The following is an 18,289-nucleotide window of genomic DNA, read 5'->3' as shown; positions in this document are numbered from 1 at the left end:
CCTAAAGAAAACCACGTTTGATAGCGGACACGGTGTCCGAGGTTTATGCAACATCAATCGAAGCGTTTCCAACCTTGCCGTTTCAGATGCCGACGAACGTCGTGCCAAGAGTAAAAACTGGCGTGATAAATGTTCGGCTGACGAAACTGCCAAGATTGTTGTTGGAAATATGGTACACAAAAAGGCTGTTTCAGCAAACTCATTGGAATTTGACAACAGCCTAGAGCTAGTCAGGAATCGTACCAGCCAAATTATCGAATTAATGGATGCACCCCTCTAGGGTAACACCACTGAACCTTGAAAACTGAATATACCCCATTTCCCGTAACTAACCCGACAAACGTGCAGTGCGTGTAGGGCAGATGGTGCGGACTTGGGGTTTCCCTTTCATTAAACACACCTATCTAGTCATATGACTATGTTGGCAATATCGTGTCCGAGTCCGAGTAGCCATTGAAAAGTAATAACATCCTGGGGAGTCCAATGAATAATTACAAAATCTTGCAATATTACTTAGCTCCATTGACTCCAGAACAATCAGTTAAAGTCAATGAATCGGACACCTTCTGGACTAGCTACGACAATTACGATATCTATCTATCTCACAATGACGCTGGTGATATCGTTGCGGTTAGCCTACTGTCTGGAAGTGTCGCCTGGGGTTTTGCGTATCGAGCGAACGACCAAGAGTCCATCAGAAAAGACCTTCTAAGGGACATTCAGTACTTTATCGGCTCTCGTGGGCTAGAGAGGAAGCATCGAACACTAGCGCTGAATCAGGTAGACAAAGCTTCTGATGTTCTAATATCTTTTGGGGAAATCGAGATAAAAATAACCAAAAGAGAAGCGAGGAAGCTTCTACTCAAAAACGACTGGAAACAAATACTGAACTTATTTCAGTTCAATCCAAATTCTAAAGCGTTTGTAATCCTGTTCCGACACTCCTCCAATTGGAGTCTAGAAGAGGCTGAAATTGAAGGGATGGACAAATAAATTCCCGACCTGAGTAAGTCGCTAAAATACTCGCCAAACCTGCTGATTTTGGCATAGGTAGTAGTCAATCGATTGCTACCTTTTTCTTTTGAAAAGAAATAGTAATAGGAGGACAGGATGAAAGAACAAAAAAAGATAATTGAATTGCATCCAGCTTCTTTTGAGGCTTGGCTTGAAACGGCTAAAGCTATTCACGTAAAAACAGCTTTGTCAATTGGTGCTTATGTCCGAATCAACAAGTTTCAAGCCAGCCAACTCTTACAGCATTCACCACCTGGAAGTGTGAAGGTTGGGCTAGATGAAGAAACCTCAGAAATCTTTATCGCACCCTCTAATTCAACGTCAATCTTAAACTAGGAGTTAATTGCCATGAAAAAACGAATTCAACACGAGTTCAACGGCGCGATTATCGAACAGCGCCCGAAAGATGGGTTTATTAACGGCACGGCTATGTGTCAGGCGCAGGAGAAAGAGATTAAGCTCTGGTTTCAGAACAAGGAGACTTTTGAGCTTTTCCGTGAATTAGCTCGTCAGGAAGGTATAAATTCAAATAGGGAGAATTCCTACCAACTAGACACAGCAAGGCTTTCAGCCACCAAATACGTAAAGATGTTCCCAGGACTCATCATTTCCAAGAGGGGTGGATTTGACGTTGGCGGCGGCACATGGTTGCATCCGAAGCTGGCGATTGCCCTTGCCCAATGGTGTAGTCCAGTATTTGCCCTCCAGGTGAGTGACTGGGTAATGCGATGGATGATGACTAGCGGTGAAACCAACCCCGTAAAACTGCCCCAAGTACCCGACGCTCAAAGAGTGGACTTGCGCCTAGAGCTTAGGGATGAAGCACGGGTTCTCCTGGTTAATGCCGTCAGGGATTATTATTCTGACTTTGAAGAGGGGCATAAACAATTAATGTGCGCCAGGATTCACGACGAAATTAACCGTAGAATTACCGGACAAACGTCATCAGAGATTAGATTTGAACTTTCCAAACACATGGGAAGGGATATGAGTTCCGAGTTAATTCGGGACTATTTCCCCACCAATTATCTATCCCGCTACTCCATGCTCTGCAACGCAACCACTCACTTTATCCGTGAAGGCAACCCTCCCTTTGATGCTATTAAGATGGCTGTACCTGTTGCCCTTATCGGTTGGCGAGTTCGTCCGATAGAGTTCGCTCCTCATTTCAATAGATTGAGGAAGATGGCAGACTTATCCCCTCAATAGGACTAGGAAAGATTTTACCTTAAAAATTTAAGGTAAATATTGCTTAGGAGTAGGAAATGAATCCGCAAGAAACTAGGAGAGTAAAACCATGAAAAAGATTGAAGTCAGCGATGAAATTTACGAAACCCTGATGAGGACAGGAGATGGGGATGCTAACTTTGGCTTTGTGCTTTTCTGGGAAACAGGAGCAATCGTCACAAAAATGGCAGGCGAAGCAGGAATTTTATCTCCTTCTGCAATAGAAGAAATTACCTGCCAAGTGGCGTTACGTACGCTTTATCGAGAGTTAGATTAGAAAACGTCCTCGAAGAAAATGAATAATGGCTAAATACAACGTAACTCTAGCTATGGAACTAGAGGATTTAATGCTGAAAATCGGATTTCCAAGAAACCTTAATCGAAGAGAAGTACTCGATTATGCATTGCATCTTGCAGTGGATGAGTTGCGACATCAACTCTTACAGGAAGAGATTAATAAAGGGGGAGAAAATGAGAAAACCTAAGCCAATTGAACTTGATTTAAAATTCGGGGATGCATCTGGAAGGGCTTCTTTAGTTACTGCTGAAATCATTATCGCCAAGAACGCGATAGACGTAAGTACTAGAGAGATTCATTACAGTGTTTTTCACTCTGGTACTTACCTGAACCCTAAAGATGACCTTAATCCGGTAACAGATACAGCCCTTAAAGTATTCTTTAGTTGCATTGAAGAGGTATTGAGAGAGGTAGAGATTCCTCGTTTCTGGAAGTCAATTAATTTGTCTGTTCTTAAGGGTTTAATAGTCGCCTCCTTCGTGTGCCAATTACAGACGGAAATTTTTAAAGCATCCCAGGGATGCGTTGTCTCCCTGGAGGACATGAGATGCTGAACACTATTCGGATAAGAGTCTGCTCTGGAAATGGAGTAGACAAATTCTACGTTGATTTTCCTGAATCTGGAGATATCTTCAGAGATGAAGATGGTAGAGTGGCATTTTTTGATAGCTACAGAGAGGCTTTAGAGGCTCTTTCTACCCAGAGAAAGTAAAAATTATCGAGAATAAGGTCACAGAATGCAACATCGTACTTCCTACCGTCACGATTGTTTACAAGTCCAAAAAGGTAGCTGTAATGGGGTATCGAACTTCAGAAGATAGGCAAATAGGAGCTAACGCTATCCGCTGCTTTATTGATTTATTTCTGTAGATAACTGACCAAGGCAGCATGAAGTCATTAAAAGCATTGCTGTGTCCAGATTGTTATTTTATAGGGTGGTAGCGGGAACTACTACCCTATTTCTTTTTTGGGAGGTACTATGACAGACTTAATCCGACGACAGACTTTAACTTGTGAAATTATTGAAGAGCCTCGCTTTTGGTATGACTCGGCTCACATCCAGAGAGGTTATTTTATGGGATACTGCAAAAGTGAAAACCCCCATACTTTTAAGGTTTTTGGGGGGTATCATACAGATTACTTGAAGGGGCTTCAAGTCGGTAACTTCTGTATTGTAACGAGGGTTTTTAAGGAAGATTACAGTGAGAAGAGATATTACTTTGAGGAAACGCTAGAGGAAGCTTTTCAAGTCATCTCTGATTACGAGATTATAAAACACGTCTCAGGATTTAAGAAGTGCTTTACGGCAGTACAAGATGAGCCTTCTTTCTGTGCGTTACCCATGAGTGAATTAGTTTCCATTGCCAGCATTATCTACACTCGAATGGAGGTGAGGTAATGACTCAATATCGAAATAAAATCTCTTGGATTCATCCAGCCTCTCAGAGGATTACCCTATCTCGTCCTTCGGGAAATAGCGAAAACGGTTGGATTCGCTGTGACAGTCAATTTGAGGGCAGAGTTGGACTCGCCATTTACCGCTGGTGCTGTCAGTACGATTGGAAATTCAAGCATCACGTTAAAGTTCAGTTAAATGATGGACAGATGTTACTGAAACCTCGATTCTGGACTGCTGACTTTGTAGTCACAAAGGGAGGTTACCGGTTAATTATCGAAGCCAAAGGTCAGGTAGACCAGCGTTTTAAAGATGTTCTGACCATGTTAGAAAATGTTGGCAAGTTAAACGAGAGTTTAATCGTCGTCGCTCAATCAAAAGATTGCAGAGATGACCTCATGCGCCTATTTAGAGGGGAATCACCTTATCCCGTGAAGATTATAGTCCCGACTAATCTTTTCCGTACTCTAGACCAGACGGCTAAGGTGCTAGGTCAAGGTGATGGAGTAATTTTACCTTAAATATTTAAGGTAAAAGTTGAACTGGGAGTAACCTACATGAAGAATACGCTAGATGATTGGATAGTGAATAGGCTCACTACCCTCTTATCTATCTCGTCTAACGATGAGATAGAGTTGATTCGCAAGATTGTCGAAGAGGAAACTAATTATGACAACCAACCCCAAAAAGAAGATACCTTGGTCGAGAAAGATTAGGGGTATTATGAATAAAGCTCGACTATCTCTAGCTGCTCTAGGAGGAAATAATCCTCATCTTATTTCAGCTACAATTTACCCCTACTTCAAGGAGATAGTCGATGAAGAGTGGTACAAACAATATAAAGGTACTTCTCAGGACTTAATCGTTAACATCTCAGGCGAACAATTTATCGAGGATGCAATCGACCACTTTATCGACGACGCTAACTTAGCCAGCAACGAAGAAAAAGCTATGGTGCTTGAAAAGTTCACCCATGCTCTTTATCCAGAAATCCCCAATAGCCAAGAGGTAAATGACGATGACTTCCAGCAAAAGTTAAACCTACTAACGACCATTAGGGATATCCTATTCTCTAATTACCAACGTAAACCCAGAATTGTGAAACCCCAAGCAAAAACAGGAGACAAATCATGAAAGCAGAATATTACCCACAAATTAAATCATCTGACGAAAAGGTTAAACTCATCGACGTTGAAACGATGTGGCATAAGGATGACACTATTCGCCTGAAAAAGGGAAGCGTCTTCCAGTTAATTGACACCGATAAGTGGTTGATTTTCATCACCGAAAAAGAATCAATTGACGACGACGTGAGTAAATTAGAGGGGGACTTAATCGCGTTAAAATTCAACAAACAAGCTTACACGGCAGTCACTGGATGGGAGAATAAAAAACCCACTAGAGAAAAAATTGAGCCAACTATTATCGAGAAGGAAATGGTTAAAGCCTTTAACCATAAATTGCTTCCTGAAAAAGGGGTTGCCATCAAAGCCGTTCTAGGAAACGCAACCGCAGAAATGGTAGAGGACTTAAATAGTATTCACGCTGTAATTAAGTGGGATGAGAATGAATCTCCCGAACAATTAATTGACCCCTCTATCATCCAAGAGGTCAAAAAGTCTGGTGGTGGTTACTCTAAGCAACAAACGTTTTACGAAATCTTTCAAGATAGAGTGAAATGCTTCAACGAATGCCTTGACGGTGACCTAAAGACCAGTATCTTTGAAAAGGCTAGGTCATTAGGTGTAGAACCCTGGGAAGTTATCAAGGTTCTGCTGTCGTAATCCCTCTTTTTCTTCTCTTCTTAATCACTCTAATCATTAAAGTCAACTGGAAGTAAAAACCAGTTGACTTTTTCTATCTTCTCTCTACAAGGTGTGCCGCAATGGACTACAAATTATTGGTTGAAGCATTTGATGATGAGAATCCAGACGATAAAGTTTGGAACGACGAATTAAGCTTTGTGGACAACGTTAAAACTTTATGGAACAGGGTGACACGATATACGGATGATGACATCGTGAAACCCATCGTTACCGCCTACAGCCTACTACCCCATCCACTCATAAAAGTTGCGCCAATAAAAACATTTAATGGATTACCTGGTACAGGCAAAACAGACAGCTTAAGAGGGCTAAAAGTTGTTAGAGGATTAGAAAATATGACTAACGAACAGTCATCGCCAAAGTCTTTAAGGAATGAAATTGTAACCAAACGATTTCACAATACCGATAAAGACGTTAACCCTAAAGAATGGGGAGAGAGGGTGAATTTTGCTCTATTAATTGACAACATGGATAGTAGTTTTTTCAAGGATGAATACAATCGCGCTGTATGGCTGGGAGGAAATACCAGAACGACCGATATTATCACTGTCGCACACCCTGATGGAGGCAATATTAGTTATCCCTGTTTCGGACTCAAAGCATACTCTTCTGTTTGGGTAAACGACGACCCAGAAGTGAAGCGTCGATTACTAACTGTCTACTGTCAAAAATGCAAAGATGATGATTTCATCCCCTTATCTTTAGAAGGGTCTGAAGAATCTTGGGGATATCAATTTGAGAAGTTTTGGGACGACAAAACCTTATGCCTGGAATTCTTGAAATACAGGCAAGCCTTCGCAGGTACTAAGCCTAAGATAGAGAAGGCTAGGGTACAACAGTTTAGAGGAATTTATGCAATGCTAAAAATACTTGACTACGATAAGCCGAAGCAAATAATAGAGGCGTTTGAAAATGAACGAAACAACTCGCTAGAAATCTTCAACCCTTTATCTGAGGTTATCAAGAGCTTATTAGGGGATGAGGGTGTAGATAAATTGCCTTACATCAAGGTACGACAATTCAATCATCTTCTAATAAGCAGGCAAGATGAATTACTGGAAAAGCCCAAAGCCTCTGACATCAAAAGAGTCATGTTTAACGAGGGTTATATTCAAGCCATGGTGAAAAACAACGTGGTCTGGAAAAAGAGAGAGCAATGAAAATAGAGGCATTCAAGATTGGTGATTACGTTGTAGCGAATGACTTCGATGACCTTTTTGTTGAAGGATACATCATAGAGATGACAAACAATAGGGTACTGATTAGGAACGTTAATCGATGCTCTATTTTTGAATCTTACTTAGCGTTTATCACCAAGGATTATTACTCGGAAGAAGACATCATAGATTACAAGACAGGGGTAACTCAGATGAAAATTGCATCATCAGTAGGCGCTGAATTTACGTTGGAATTAACGGAGTTAATTGAAAGAATTACTAGCCGTTGCGTAAAAGAGATTAACGAATTAAGGACTAGAAAAGGGGAGTACCAAAACCAGTCGGAATTATCTAATTTTACTTACGAACAATCTATCGCTTATACGGAGATTCAGAATTGGATTCTATCGACTACACCAGATAGCTTATTGAAGCGATTGGTAGGATACGCTGGCACTGGAAAAACTTACACGATATCGCGCTGTATTCAAGGGCTGCCAGTTGAAGCCCCATTGAAGATTCTTCTCTGCTCACCCACGAACAAGGCGTTAAAAGTTCTTAAAGGTAATTTCGAGTCAGCAAACAATAACTCTTTAATTGAGTATCAGTTTCTAACGATTGCTCAGACGCTGGGTAAGCAGCCTGTAGAAAATAATCAGAAGATGGAGGAAGAATTTCTAACAATTAATCCCAAGGAGTTAGACAAGTATCAAGTGATTATTGTGGATGAATACTCCATGATTAATCAAGAGAATTTAGAGGATTTACTCATTAAATATGGAGGCAAAGTCCTTTTCGTAGGCGATAACGCACAGTTAGCCCCCATTAATGAAAAGTCGCCCCCAGTAGATGATTTAGAGGAATTTATTAATGGGGATAATACGTGGAGATTGACGGAAGTAGTGCGATATTCTGGACAAGTTGGATTATTGGCTTATGAACTTCGGGACTCTTCTCCCAGGAAGATTAATAGGGCTGATTTTTCTGGCGATGATACTCTTATTTGGCTACAAGGTAGAGATGGAGTAAAGCGAACGTTAAAAGCCGCTTCTAATCGCTTCTCAGAAGACCCCAATAGCTTTAGAATTCTTGCTCATAAGAACAAGACTTGCGCGGACTATAATGAGCAGTTTAGGCTCTACTTGTGGGGGTTGCACGCTGATGATTGCCCTTATCACGTTGGAGAGAGGTTGATTGCTAAATCTCCTGTATACAGGGGTGCGGCAGATATTGGGAAGGTTAAAATCCTGAATAACTCCGATGAATTTACTTTGGAGAAACCGGCAACTCTTAAAGAAGCAATGGCATCTGAAATATTGCCGGACTACACTAATATTCTTGGAAGATTGGATAAATACAAGTGGAAATACTGGAGTTTGCCCTACGGGTTTCACAGCTTAAGAGTAATTGATGAGGAGATGACAGGAGAGTATCAAAAACTTCTGAAGAAACTGCAATCCTCTAAGGATAAAATAGACCGTCAAGCTTTCTGGAGATTAAAGTCTGAGGTGTTTGATAACATCGGATACGCCTATGCACTTACTACCCATAAAGCGCAGGGCAGTACGTTTGATTCCGTGCTTATCCTCTGGGATGAATTACAGGCAAGGTACTTGGATAATACTGAGAGCAGGCGGTTGACGTATACCGCTATCACTCGGTGTAAGTCTTGTGCGTACTGCTTAGTTTAGTCAGTTTAGGTGAGTGGTGGGGATTTTAAGGTAAATTTTTAAGGTAAATTCTTCACTACTCACCGATAGCGCCAAACGGTGGAGTCTTATCCGGATTTTTAATTATTAGCATTCATCCTGAAACTGTAACTAGAAAAATAGGAGCAAGATAATGAAGACGAAAAATTATCATGTCAACAATATTGAAGAAGTTAGTGTTGATAAAAAGAGGGAATTAATAAATTCCATCTCAATTTCAGAGTCATCAGTTGAAAAGAGGAAAAAGATTAAAGAAGTAGCTGAAATGCTTGGTAAAAGTAGGCGCACTATTCAGAGATGGGTCTACGAAGGATTACCAGAAGATAGAGAGAGAAAATCCCTTCAAGGAACTTTTCGTGCTGTTGGAGCGTACTGGGAAGGTAGGATAGAGTTAATATACACCGTATGCAAATACATTCAGGTAAAAGAAATTATTGCCATTCTAGAGAGAGAGTCGAAGGATATCGATATTCCGGTTCCAAACGCTAGGACGGTGTACCGATTTGTTGGGAGTCTGGCTAACGACGAAGTTGACGGTGATACATAGTAGGGGCGTTAGTTCCTACCAGTAAAATTTAACTTAAATTTTGATAGGGGAGTAGTAGGCATGAATAGACGTGAACCCGATCGCTCCCTTATCTAGCTAGCATCAACTAATTCTGTTACGGGAATTCCCCTGAATGATTTGATTCCTATGACCTATTTAACGCACCCTGGAGGACTTGAACCCCCGGCATCAGGTTTTGGAGACCTGCGTTCTACCAACTGAACTAAGGGCACACTGGTTGACTCGAATTAGCCTAAGTCCTCCAATTATACACATCAAATAGTATTTCCCGCCACAGCCTATGATTCTCTACTTATCTATAAATAATGCTTATGTGATGGTCATGTGATTGGGTTATTAGTGAAAGTCTATGGCAATGCTTCCATGAATAAGTTTTCTCTATTTCTATGACCTATTTACCTCATACTCATTTTTGGAGTGGTAGAATGGTTTTGTGTGAAATATATGTGAAAAGTTCTAGTGTCCGTTAGAACTGCGGGATGAAAGTCTTACGGTTCTAGGTTATAAGGTTATGCGGAACCGGGGACTTGAACCCCGAAGTCCTTGCGGACACTAGAACCTGAATCTAGCGCGTCTACCAATTCCGCCAGTTCCGCTTCCAGGAGTCTTTCAGCAATCTGATTAAGCACTCCGATCTTCTATTGTTATCGATTGTTAGTTTAAAGTCAAGTCAAAGCTCAATTAAGCTCGTAGAGCTTTGACAGGATCGAGTTGACTTGCTTGCCAAGCTGGGAAAAAACCGGCTCCCATACCGACAACTAGAGCTGCACTAAGGGAAAATCCAGCGACTTGGGGATCAAAGCGGTAGGGTAAGTTAAATTGATCGGCAACAATCAGGGTTAAACTGTGAACGGTTATGATCGCCATTACCCCACCCACTAAACTCAGCAGTGTGGCTTCTAGAATAAATTGACATAAAATATCCCGCTCTGTTGCACCGATCGCTAAACGCAGCCCAATCTCGGCGGTTCTTTCTATCACCGAGGCAATGCTAATATTGGCGATACCTACCCCCCCCACGAATAAAGCAATTAATCCCACTAATGCTAATCCTTGGGATGCTAATTTTAAGGTAGTTTGTTGTTCCAAGATTTCATCTATATTCGTCCCTACCCAAAACCGTTGTTGGGGAAATCTCTGCTCAACTAAAGTGTTAATCTGCTGTTCTAGCTCCTCAAGATCTTCTATGTTTTGGGGACGAATTAGGATATTAGGGATTATCCGAGAACCGGTCAGAGCATAATAGAGAGTAGAAGGCACTAATACGAGTCCTTGTCGCTCTCCATCGGCTGGAAAATTCGCAACTATACCAATAATGATATAGGGTCTACCATGAATATATATGCGTTGATGAAGGGGATCTCGATCTTTAAAGAGCTGCTGTGCCATAAATTCATCAATAATGGCAACGGAACGAAATTCAGTAAACTCTCTGGAGGAAAAAGCTCGTCCCTGAATGATTCTTCGCCCGGCTGTGGCGAGCAAATGCTCGGATACCGCGACAACTTCTGCCTCAGCTTGTTTGTCTTCAAAGAAAACTTGACTTCTCCAATTGATATACTGTTTAGTCGCGATCGCCTCTACTCCAGTTAACTGTTTCTCCAGAAACGTCACATCCTCTGAAGTCATTCCCCATTTCCAAATTTCTACCTGTGGAGGTTCTCGCTGGGCTAACTCTTCTTCCATGATGGCTCTAGAGATTGTACCGACTTTCAACGTGGCATCAACGGCAAAGACACCCATGAATACTCCCACCAAAGTTAACCCCGATCTCAAGGGGTTACGCCATAGGGAACTCCACGTTATTAGGATCAAATGGGGTAATGATAAACTCATGGTTTTTCTCAGGTAGCAGTTGATTTACAGTGCTTTGGGCTACCTGAGAAAGTATAACGCTTTGGACTCTAGCAATAGGCAAAAGCTTGCATTGCTTAAGTTCTGTCGACAGAAATCTGTGGTGATTTAGGGGGATGGTTTATTTCTGAGCCATCAGTTGAATTTTTTGCAATAGGCATTCCACTTCAGCTTCTAAGTGCAGGTACTTAACTTGTTGATCCGCTTGATACAAATTTTGCATCCTTTTCCAGGATTCCTTAGCTTGAATGGAGGTGGATGCAGATTTTTTTTGGGTAGCTAAGGCAACAGTAGAAGAGGTGTTCATCTTGTTTAGGAATATATGCTTATTTATGCCGATAGAGAATTATAGCGTAAATGACCTCAAATTATCAAGTTTTGTAACAAGATTCTAGAAACGGGTAATGCTCAATTGGAGAATCCCGGCAGCGATCGCCGTCCAGATCAGAAGAATAATAATTCCTCCAGGAATAAACGTCAACAGACCGACTCCTCTCAATATCCAGAGGATAGCAGCCCCTAGGAGGCTAAATACAAATAACCAGTAGACTGGACTACTCGATTTCATATTCATAGTTACCTGGCAGTCTCCATCCTAGATTTAGGTTTTGGCCAAGGAATGTTAGCATGTTTGGCTAATTCACGGGCAACGGCGATCGCCCCCCATTGATTAATATGGCTCGGATCGGCAAAATACTTGGGATTCTTGAGGTTCTCTAATTCTGGGCTAACCAGATTGACCATCATTAAGCGTTGATGATTGACCCACCCATTGAGTTCCTGATGAAACTCTTGTTCATAAGCCAGACGTACCGGATCGAGATAGTCCCCAGTTAGGGGAAGATTGACAAATATTAACGGAATCTGCCGTCTTTGGGTATAGGCGAGCAGTTGGGAAAGGGCGATCGCCTGTTCTCCCTGAAGATAGAATCCACTATAGTCCCCGTCAAACTGTCCAGCGATGCGGGGATACCGGGTATAGTAGGTTTGGGGATTAAAAACTTGCTCAACCGGTAAAAACCCCAAAGGCGTTAAATCACTCAACGTGCGATTTGCCTGAATGGTGGCTAATGCTTTTTCCCAGATCGAGGCTTGATGGCGTTGGGAAACTGGGGGTAATAGACAAGGAGAACTCAGGACACTAGAAATTAATGAGACCGATGGCTCTGAACTGGCAAAAGGTATCGGAATGTCATAACACTGCTCGGCATCTGGCCAAAGTAAGGGAACACTAGGGCGTACTCCCTCTAAGAGCAGTTGATACCCTTCAGATTCAATAATCGATTGATAGGTACGGTCTGAACGACCACTATTAAATGCTCGGACTCCATCTGCCCAGAGAATGAGACGGGGAAGTTGATCGGAGGTGAGAATTTCCCGGATTAACAAATCCACCACTTGGACCGTTGCGCCATTAATGCCGAAATTATAAATGCTTAACTCTCCCTGCTGTCCCTCTCCTATAGCTTTGCGCAAGGCTAACGGATCGACCCCTTGCAGGGCGCGAGAACTGCCCACAATCAGAACATCAGGCGGCCCATATAAGGCGACTTGATACAAATACCAACCCAAATGCTCATTGAGTCGTTGAGAGCCAAAATTAGCGGGAGTAAAGCGGGTTAAACCGGGTTGGGAAAACCCTCCTTGCTTAACTAACCATCCAGAACTCTCCGATTCTTGAGTCTCTAGGATAGAAACTTCAGTGGGACGGAGGGCATAGGCTTGCCAGAGGCGATCTCTACTTCCCCAAGTTAGGAATACACTCGGCAATAGGAACAACCAGAAGCTCATCATCATAGATCCATTTTGATGCTCTGTTCCTAAGATAAAGGCGATCGAGGTATACCCGCCCAGTTTCATTAAATGAGTTGATGTTACAAAACTTTATTATTTCCCCCTCATCCTCTATACTACCCAAAGGCTTATTTGTACCAGTTAAACGAAGGAGTACCGAATCGCATGATGGTGTCGGAGGCACAGAGACCCCTGACCGTTCCCAAAGAGTTGCTTCATCCACCTGAGACGTTTTTCAATCTCAATGTGATCATGTTCTTGGCAGCTCTAATCTTAATTGGGCTGTCAGTGTGGGGATATTGGTGGGCAGGTTTACCCCATTGGCTCTCGTTTATCGAGAGTATCTTGGCGTTGCATTTAGCCGGCACTATTATTCATGATGCCTCCCATAAGGCTGCACACCGCGATCGCCTGCTGAACGCCATTCTCGGCCATGGTAGCGCTCTGATGCTTGGTTTTGCCTTTCCGGTCTTTACCCGCGTCCACATTGAGCATCACGCCAACGTCAACGACCCCGAAAACGACCCCGATCACTTCGTCTCTACAGGGGGCCCGCTCTGGTTAATCAACGCCCGCTTTTTCTACCACGAAATCTACTTTTTCCGGCGCAAACTCTGGAAAAATAATGAGCTACTCGAATGGTTTCTCAGCCGTTTATTTTTGGTGGCGATCGTTGCTGCCGCCTATCATTGGGGTTTCCTGAGCTATATCCTCAACTTTTGGTTTGTTCCTAGTGGTATTGTTGGTTTAGCCCTAGGCTTATTCTTCGACTATCTTCCCCATCGTCCCTTCCATGAAACCGCTCGTTGGAAAAACGCCAGAGTTTATCCGAGTCCCATCCTGAATCTGTTAATTTTCGGGCAAAACTATCATCTCGTGCATCATCTTTGGCCCTCCATTCCCTGGTACTACTATGAAAAAACCTATCAGGTGATGAAACCTCTATTAGACCGCAAAGGCTGCACCCAAACCCTCGGACTTCTCGAAAAACAGAGTTTTGGGAGTTTCCTCTACGATGTCTTTATTGGCATCCGTTTCGGCGGTCACGGGAAGTCAAAGTGAGGCCAGTTAGCCTAAAATTGAATTACCCTCTCACTATTGCTATCGTCCATGACTAGCAAAGAACTAGAAGAGCAACTGCTGACTCTATCGCTTGCTGAAAAAGCAGCCATGGTTCAGCGGTTAACCCAAAGTCTCCGTCTCAGTGGCAAAGGCATCACGAAAACCCCTGGGGTTTGTGGTGGAGAATCTTGTATCGCTGGAACTCGAATCGCTGTTTGGCTATTGGTTGAAGCCCAGCAACTGGGTATTGATGAAGCCCAACTTTTGCAAGACTATCCTCATATTACGGCGGCTGATTTGGTCAATGCTTGGGCTTATGCGGATGCTTATCCGGAAGAAATTGCCGCATCAATTCACAGGAATAATGAGGTTGCTTGATGGCTCGTTTATATGCTGACGAACAATTTCCTCGACAAGTCAGCGAGCGACTCCGGATGATGGAACATAATGTATTGACTGTACAAGACGCAGGAAATGCTAACTTGGGAATACCTGACGATCAGGTGTTAGATTTCGCGATTCGTAATAACCGTGCAGTATTGACTCTAAATCGCCAAGATTTTATTCAATTACACCGTGCAAATCCCAGCCATTGCGGTATTATTGTTTGTACTAATGATATGGATCGTTTTCGTATGGCAATTCGGATTAATGATGCGATCGCCCCAGCAGAAGACTTAAGCAGTCAGTTGATTCGTGTGGTACATCCTGCCAGTTAAAGATTTTGACCTTGGGTTGTGGAACAAGAACGGCAAATAACATTATCGAATTATGCTCAACAGATGGGGGTTTCCTATAAGACGGCTTGGCGCTGGTGGAAACAGGGAAGGCTGATAGGGAAGCAGTTGGAAAATGGTTCGATTTGGATTGATGAGTCGATGGTATTACCAGAGGAGGAAACGGAACAAACTGGGTTACAACAGCAACTAGAAATTGCGGCTCAGGAGCGAGAAGAGTTGAGAAACCTCTTGTATGAGGTTTTGTTTGAATTGCGAAAGTTAAAGGGGGATTCAGAGCCAAATCATTGGCCATCTGAGGTGGGGATGGACTATAGTCATCTGGTGTCGTTACTGGAGGCAGGGAGTTGGCAAGAGGCGAATGAGTATACCTGGTTATTGTTGTTGGCGCTGGTAGGATATGAGGAAGGGGACGATCTAGCACTGGAGGAGATAGAGGCGCTGCCGAAGATAGACATGGAGACATTGGATAGGCTGTGGTATGAGTATAGCGAAGGTCGGTTTGGGTTTGGGGTACAGGAGTGGATTTGGGAAGAGTGCGATCGCCATTATGAGGTATTTTGCGATCGCATTGGCTGGCGCATTCAGTCAAAATGGTTAAGTATGGATCAACTCAGGTTTTCCCTCTCTGCACCTGTGGGACATCTTCCAGCCATTATCTGGCGTAACCGTGCTTGTTATGGTTTAGGCTATCATTCCCCCGATGAAGTTTTAGAAACCCTGTTTTCATTTTCAATACCTTTGCCAAAATCCGGCAGGGTTGTTTGAGAGTGATTTCTGGCGATTATAAAACAATAGAGAGCAAGCTTGCTCAAAAACAGCCCTGTCAAAACTAGGTGGGGGGCTTGTATAGTAAAGTTATTGTCTACCACAACTACAACGACTCGCTGTCGTCCACATGAATGGGTTAAGGAATGAGGTAAAATCCTTAAGTCTTGATTATAAGGTGCGATCGCATTTATGACTGTTAACTGGGAAAGCGTCAAAACTTACGAAGATATTCTCTATCACAAAACTGATGGTATCGCCAAAATTACCATTAACCGTCCCCATAAACGCAACGCTTTTCGTCCCAAAACTGTATTTGAACTCTATGAGGCTTTTTGCGACGCAAGAGAAGATGCTCAAATTGGGGTAGTCTTGTTGACAGGGGCTGGCCCCCATACGGATGGGAAATATGCGTTTTGTTCTGGTGGAGACCAGAGCGTCCGAGGCACAGCGGGATATGTAGATGATTCAGGAGTGCCTCGTCTCAATGTACTCGATTTACAGCGATTAATCCGGTCGATGCCTAAAGTGGTAATTGCATTAGTGGCTGGATATGCGATCGGGGGTGGTCATGTATTACACCTAATCTGCGATCTAACTCTGGCGGCTGATAATGCCATTTTTGGGCAAACGGGGCCGAAAGTCGGTAGCTTTGACGGGGGGTTTGGAGCCAGTTATTTAGCGCGTATTGTCGGTCAAAAAAAAGCACGGGAAATCTGGTTTCTCTGTCGCCAGTATACGGCCCAACAAGCCCTAGACATGGGTTTAGTTAATCATATGGTTCCGGTAGAACAATTAGAAGTAGAAGGTATTCAATGGGCGCAAGAAATTTTACAAAAAAGTCCGATTGCCATTCGCTGCTTAAAAGCGGCTTTTAATGCCGACTGTGACGGCCAAGCCGGCCTACAGGAACTTGCGGGGAATGCGACCCTACTCTATTACATGACAGAGGAAGGTGCAGAAGGCAAACAAGCCTTTTTAGAGAAGAGATCTCCTGATTTCCGCCAATATCCCTGGTTACCGTAGGTCAAATGGATTACGCAAATCCAGCTACGCCCAATCTAGGAACAAGAACCGGGGTTATGATGGATTGCCCAAGATCCTAGTAATAACCTGAGTTCGAGTTAAGCAGAAGGGGGCAAAGCCCACTCTAAATGAAGTCGAGGCTTCTTCGCTTGATGGCAATAAGCAATCAATCCACAAATAATGTTGACAAAGCAGTTCACCGGACTACGGTGACGAGAGTGTTCGATTTGAGAAATGTTCTTGAGTTGGTCAATCACCGTTTCCACAATGGAGTGCTTGCCGCTGAGGAGTTTATCAGTCAGACGCATTAATTGATTCTTCATATTACATCGGGGTTTAGCAAAAAACTGGATGTCAAAATTTTGCCGCAGTTGTTGGGCGAGTTTTTTGCTCACATAGCCTCTATCGGCAAATACTTTACCCTGGAGGTAGCTCAATAGCCCTTCTACCGGTTTACAGTCATCCGTATTACCTGGGGTTAGTTGAGCATTGAGTAGCTCGCCGGATACTGACCACCAAATGAAGCTTAAATCCGTAGAACCAACCCATAGAGGTTTTACCTCGAGCGGCTAAATTTTTGAAGACTCGATGACGATTAATACGACGAGAGGGGCAGACTTTTAAGCGGGTGGCATCAATAAAGCTAATGCCCGTGCAGCTCCAAAACAACTGTCGAGATAAGCGCATAAAGGGACTAGAGATGAGGGTATCCATTCGATGAAACGTTGGTAACTCACCTCAAGTGGTAAAAGAGATGATATTAAATGGATTAGGATTAGTCTCATCTCCTTTATATTTATTTAGCCAATTCTTTCAAGGAAAAGCCATAGAGCATTTAATTGGACCGGGAGCGAAAGTAGAATATTTTAATGACGATAGATTGGGAAGAGTCTTAGACTAACTGTACCAAAGAGGAATCAACGAAACTTTCGTATCTGTGGCTATCGAAGCGGTGAAAATCTATGAATTAGAAATCGGCACAGTACATGGTGAAGCTCAGAAAGCCCTAGTGGAGTTAAGCCGTCAAAGATTTGCTTGTATCCCCGATGTCAAACGAGCAGCAGACAAACTGCTCAAGAAATCCAAATATCACGAACTGAAATCAATTAAAATCCTGGAAGTCTCCGATAAATCTGAAGGCAATGTCAGTTATAAAGTTGAGGGTAAAGTTACGGCAAGCCAGGTTAAAATTCAGCCCGATAAGAAGCAAGCTGGTCGCTTCATTCTGGCAACAAATATCACTGATGAAAACCAACTCACTGCTGAGGATATGTTCTCTCAATATAAAGGACAACAATCAGTAGAACGGGGGTTTAGGTTTCTGAAAGACCCCTATTTCTTAACCGATAGTGTCTTTCTCAAATCGGCTCACCCCATCGAAGCTTTGGGGTTAATCATGGGTTTGTGTTTACTGATTTATACCTTGGGTCAACGTCAACTACGCCACAGTTTAACCCGGACTCAATCCACAGTAAAAAATCAATTAGGTCGCCCAACTCATCGACCCACTCTCCGTTGGATTTTCCAGTGTTTTCAGTCAATTCACTGGTTTTTTCAATCGGGAAAGGCACAGGTTTCTAATCTGACTGAAGAACGTTTACATCTACTCAAATTCTTTCCCGCTTCGAGTCAAAGATATTATTTGCTATCCGAAATAGTCTGACCCTCATTGCTATTGAATCCTTGTCCTTATGGTAGCATTTTTACTTTACCTACATCCGGTGATGGGCATTTTTAGTCATCAATTACCCTTCACTGGATATTCTAGACACTGACCGGGCTTTGAGGCATACAATCACCTCTATTTTCCTCTGGTTTCTCCTTCTTCTCCAGTTTTTTTCCGGGCAAATATT

25 protein-coding genes, 2 tRNA genes and 1 pseudogene are annotated in these 18,289 nt (G+C 42.9%); 21 read left to right on the top strand and 7 right to left on the bottom strand.

Translation table 11 applies throughout. The features are described 5' to 3' along the window. The 14 genes from PN466_RS00835 to PN466_RS00770 all read left to right on the top strand — a co-directional run. A partial coding sequence (locus tag PN466_RS00835) for a hypothetical protein (RefSeq protein ID WP_271936168.1) occupies positions 1–280 on the top strand: 280 nt, incomplete at its 5' end. A 203-nt stretch (positions 281–483) separates the two neighbouring features. Further along, complete coding sequence (locus PN466_RS00830; protein WP_271936167.1) at positions 484–993, top strand: hypothetical protein; 510 nt, start codon at positions 484–486, stop codon at positions 991–993. A gap of 117 nt (positions 994–1,110) precedes the next feature. Beyond that, positions 1,111–1,350, top strand: a complete 240-nt coding sequence (locus PN466_RS00825; protein ID WP_271936165.1) for a hypothetical protein — start codon at positions 1,111–1,113, stop codon at positions 1,348–1,350. Positions 1,351–1,362: 12 nt separating this feature from the next. Continuing rightward, positions 1,363–2,223, top strand: coding sequence for a KilA-N domain-containing protein (locus PN466_RS00820; protein WP_271936163.1), 861 nt, complete (start codon positions 1,363–1,365; stop codon positions 2,221–2,223). A gap of 88 nt (positions 2,224–2,311) precedes the next feature. Beyond that, entirely contained in the window at positions 2,312–2,518 is a 207-nt protein-coding gene (locus PN466_RS00815; protein WP_271936161.1) for a hypothetical protein, read from the top strand. 25 nt (positions 2,519–2,543) lie between these two features. Beyond that, positions 2,544–2,726: a hypothetical protein gene (locus PN466_RS00810; RefSeq protein ID WP_271936159.1), complete on the top strand. Its 183-nt coding sequence runs from the start codon at positions 2,544–2,546 to the stop codon at positions 2,724–2,726. Beyond that, positions 2,713–3,093, top strand: coding sequence for a hypothetical protein (locus PN466_RS00805; RefSeq protein ID WP_271936158.1), 381 nt, complete (start codon positions 2,713–2,715; stop codon positions 3,091–3,093). Before PN466_RS00810 ends, PN466_RS00805 begins: the two co-directional genes overlap by 14 nt. 425 nt (positions 3,094–3,518) lie before the next feature. Next, entirely contained in the window at positions 3,519–3,938 is a 420-nt protein-coding gene (locus PN466_RS00800; RefSeq protein ID WP_271936157.1) for a hypothetical protein, read from the top strand. Next, positions 3,938–4,456 (top strand): hypothetical protein, encoded by a 519-nt coding sequence (locus PN466_RS00795; RefSeq protein WP_271936156.1) that lies wholly within the window; start codon positions 3,938–3,940, stop codon positions 4,454–4,456. The genes PN466_RS00800 and PN466_RS00795 overlap by 1 nt, the downstream gene beginning before the upstream one ends. A 148-nt stretch (positions 4,457–4,604) precedes the next feature. Then, a complete protein-coding gene (locus PN466_RS00790; RefSeq protein ID WP_271936155.1) occupies positions 4,605–5,069 on the top strand; it encodes a hypothetical protein in 465 nt (154 codons plus the stop codon). Beyond that, positions 5,066–5,719 carry a hypothetical protein gene (locus tag PN466_RS00785; RefSeq protein WP_271936154.1) on the top strand — a complete coding sequence of 218 codons (654 nt, stop codon included), beginning with the start codon at positions 5,066–5,068 and terminating at the stop codon, positions 5,717–5,719. The genes PN466_RS00790 and PN466_RS00785 overlap by 4 nt, the downstream gene beginning before the upstream one ends. A gap of 101 nt (positions 5,720–5,820) precedes the next feature. Beyond that, positions 5,821–6,921, top strand: a complete 1,101-nt coding sequence (locus PN466_RS00780; RefSeq protein ID WP_271936152.1) for a hypothetical protein — start codon at positions 5,821–5,823, stop codon at positions 6,919–6,921. After that, positions 6,918–8,609, top strand: coding sequence for an ATP-dependent DNA helicase (locus PN466_RS00775; protein WP_271936150.1), 1,692 nt, complete (start codon positions 6,918–6,920; stop codon positions 8,607–8,609). The genes PN466_RS00780 and PN466_RS00775 overlap by 4 nt, the downstream gene beginning before the upstream one ends. Before the next feature lie 151 nt (positions 8,610–8,760). After that, positions 8,761–9,174 carry a helix-turn-helix domain-containing protein gene (locus PN466_RS00770; RefSeq protein ID WP_271936149.1) on the top strand — a complete coding sequence of 138 codons (414 nt, stop codon included), beginning with the start codon at positions 8,761–8,763 and terminating at the stop codon, positions 9,172–9,174. 160 nt (positions 9,175–9,334) lie between these two features. On the opposite strand, the gene PN466_RS00765 is transcribed toward PN466_RS00770, so the two are convergent. From PN466_RS00765 to PN466_RS00740, 6 genes are all read right to left on the bottom strand, one after another. Then, positions 9,335–9,407: transfer RNA gene (locus PN466_RS00765), tRNA-Trp, on the bottom strand. Between the two features lie 300 nt (positions 9,408–9,707). Then, positions 9,708–9,791: transfer RNA gene (locus tag PN466_RS00760), tRNA-Leu, on the bottom strand. 85 nt (positions 9,792–9,876) lie between these two features. Next, positions 9,877–11,031 carry an ABC transporter permease gene (locus PN466_RS00755; RefSeq protein ID WP_271936148.1) on the bottom strand — a complete coding sequence of 385 codons (1,155 nt, stop codon included), beginning with the start codon at positions 11,029–11,031 and terminating at the stop codon, positions 9,877–9,879. 139 nt (positions 11,032–11,170) lie between these two features. Then, positions 11,171–11,356: a hypothetical protein gene (locus tag PN466_RS00750; RefSeq protein ID WP_271936146.1), complete on the bottom strand. Its 186-nt coding sequence runs from the start codon at positions 11,354–11,356 to the stop codon at positions 11,171–11,173. 84 nt (positions 11,357–11,440) lie between these two features. After that, positions 11,441–11,623 carry a hypothetical protein gene (locus PN466_RS00745; protein ID WP_271936145.1) on the bottom strand — a complete coding sequence of 61 codons (183 nt, stop codon included), beginning with the start codon at positions 11,621–11,623 and terminating at the stop codon, positions 11,441–11,443. 2 nt (positions 11,624–11,625) lie between these two features. Continuing rightward, positions 11,626–12,909 carry a hypothetical protein gene (locus PN466_RS00740; RefSeq protein WP_271936144.1) on the bottom strand — a complete coding sequence of 428 codons (1,284 nt, stop codon included), beginning with the start codon at positions 12,907–12,909 and terminating at the stop codon, positions 11,626–11,628. A 99-nt stretch (positions 12,910–13,008) separates the two neighbouring features. On the opposite strand from PN466_RS00740, the gene crtR reads away from it, so the two are divergent. The 5 genes from crtR (at position 13,009) to menB (ending at position 16,436) form a co-directional block, all read left to right on the top strand. Beyond that, positions 13,009–13,905 carry a beta-carotene hydroxylase gene (gene crtR, locus PN466_RS00735; protein ID WP_278002940.1) on the top strand — a complete coding sequence of 299 codons (897 nt, stop codon included), beginning with the start codon at positions 13,009–13,011 and terminating at the stop codon, positions 13,903–13,905. A gap of 48 nt (positions 13,906–13,953) precedes the next feature. Continuing rightward, entirely contained in the window at positions 13,954–14,283 is a 330-nt protein-coding gene (locus PN466_RS00730; RefSeq protein WP_271936143.1) for a DUF433 domain-containing protein, read from the top strand. Further along, a complete protein-coding gene (locus PN466_RS00725; RefSeq protein WP_271936142.1) occupies positions 14,283–14,624 on the top strand; it encodes a DUF5615 family PIN-like protein in 342 nt (113 codons plus the stop codon). Before PN466_RS00730 ends, PN466_RS00725 begins: the two co-directional genes overlap by 1 nt. 18 nt (positions 14,625–14,642) lie before the next feature. Further along, the gene (locus tag PN466_RS25820; protein ID WP_271936140.1) at positions 14,643–15,410 is read left to right on the top strand and encodes a GUN4 domain-containing protein; all 768 of its coding nucleotides are present in this window, start codon (positions 14,643–14,645) and stop codon (positions 15,408–15,410) included. A gap of 192 nt (positions 15,411–15,602) precedes the next feature. Next, a complete protein-coding gene (gene menB, locus PN466_RS00715) occupies positions 15,603–16,436 on the top strand; it encodes a 1,4-dihydroxy-2-naphthoyl-CoA synthase (protein WP_271936137.1) in 834 nt (277 codons plus the stop codon). A gap of 98 nt (positions 16,437–16,534) precedes the next feature. On the opposite strand, the pseudogene PN466_RS00710 reads toward menB, so the two are convergent. After that, positions 16,535–17,182 (bottom strand): annotated as a pseudogene (locus PN466_RS00710) (IS982 family transposase); the annotation flags it as partial. 8 nt (positions 17,183–17,190) lie between these two features. Between PN466_RS00710 and PN466_RS26130 the strand changes: the two are divergent. Together PN466_RS26130 and PN466_RS00705 are read left to right on the top strand one after the other, a co-directional pair. Further along, positions 17,191–17,337, top strand: a complete 147-nt coding sequence (locus tag PN466_RS26130) for a DUF4277 domain-containing protein (RefSeq protein WP_390889956.1) — start codon at positions 17,191–17,193, stop codon at positions 17,335–17,337. A 36-nt stretch (positions 17,338–17,373) separates the two neighbouring features. After that, positions 17,374–18,099 (top strand): IS1634 family transposase, encoded by a 726-nt coding sequence (locus PN466_RS00705; protein WP_271936135.1) that lies wholly within the window; start codon positions 17,374–17,376, stop codon positions 18,097–18,099. The last annotated feature ends 190 nt before the right edge of the window (positions 18,100–18,289 follow it).

It is taken from the genome of Roseofilum reptotaenium CS-1145 (genome assembly GCF_028330985.1).
GTDB lineage: Bacteria > Cyanobacteriota > Cyanobacteriia > Cyanobacteriales > Desertifilaceae > Roseofilum > Roseofilum reptotaenium.
The sequence above is the reverse complement of the archived record's forward strand: the minus strand, read 5'-3'. Positions and strand labels throughout refer to the sequence as shown.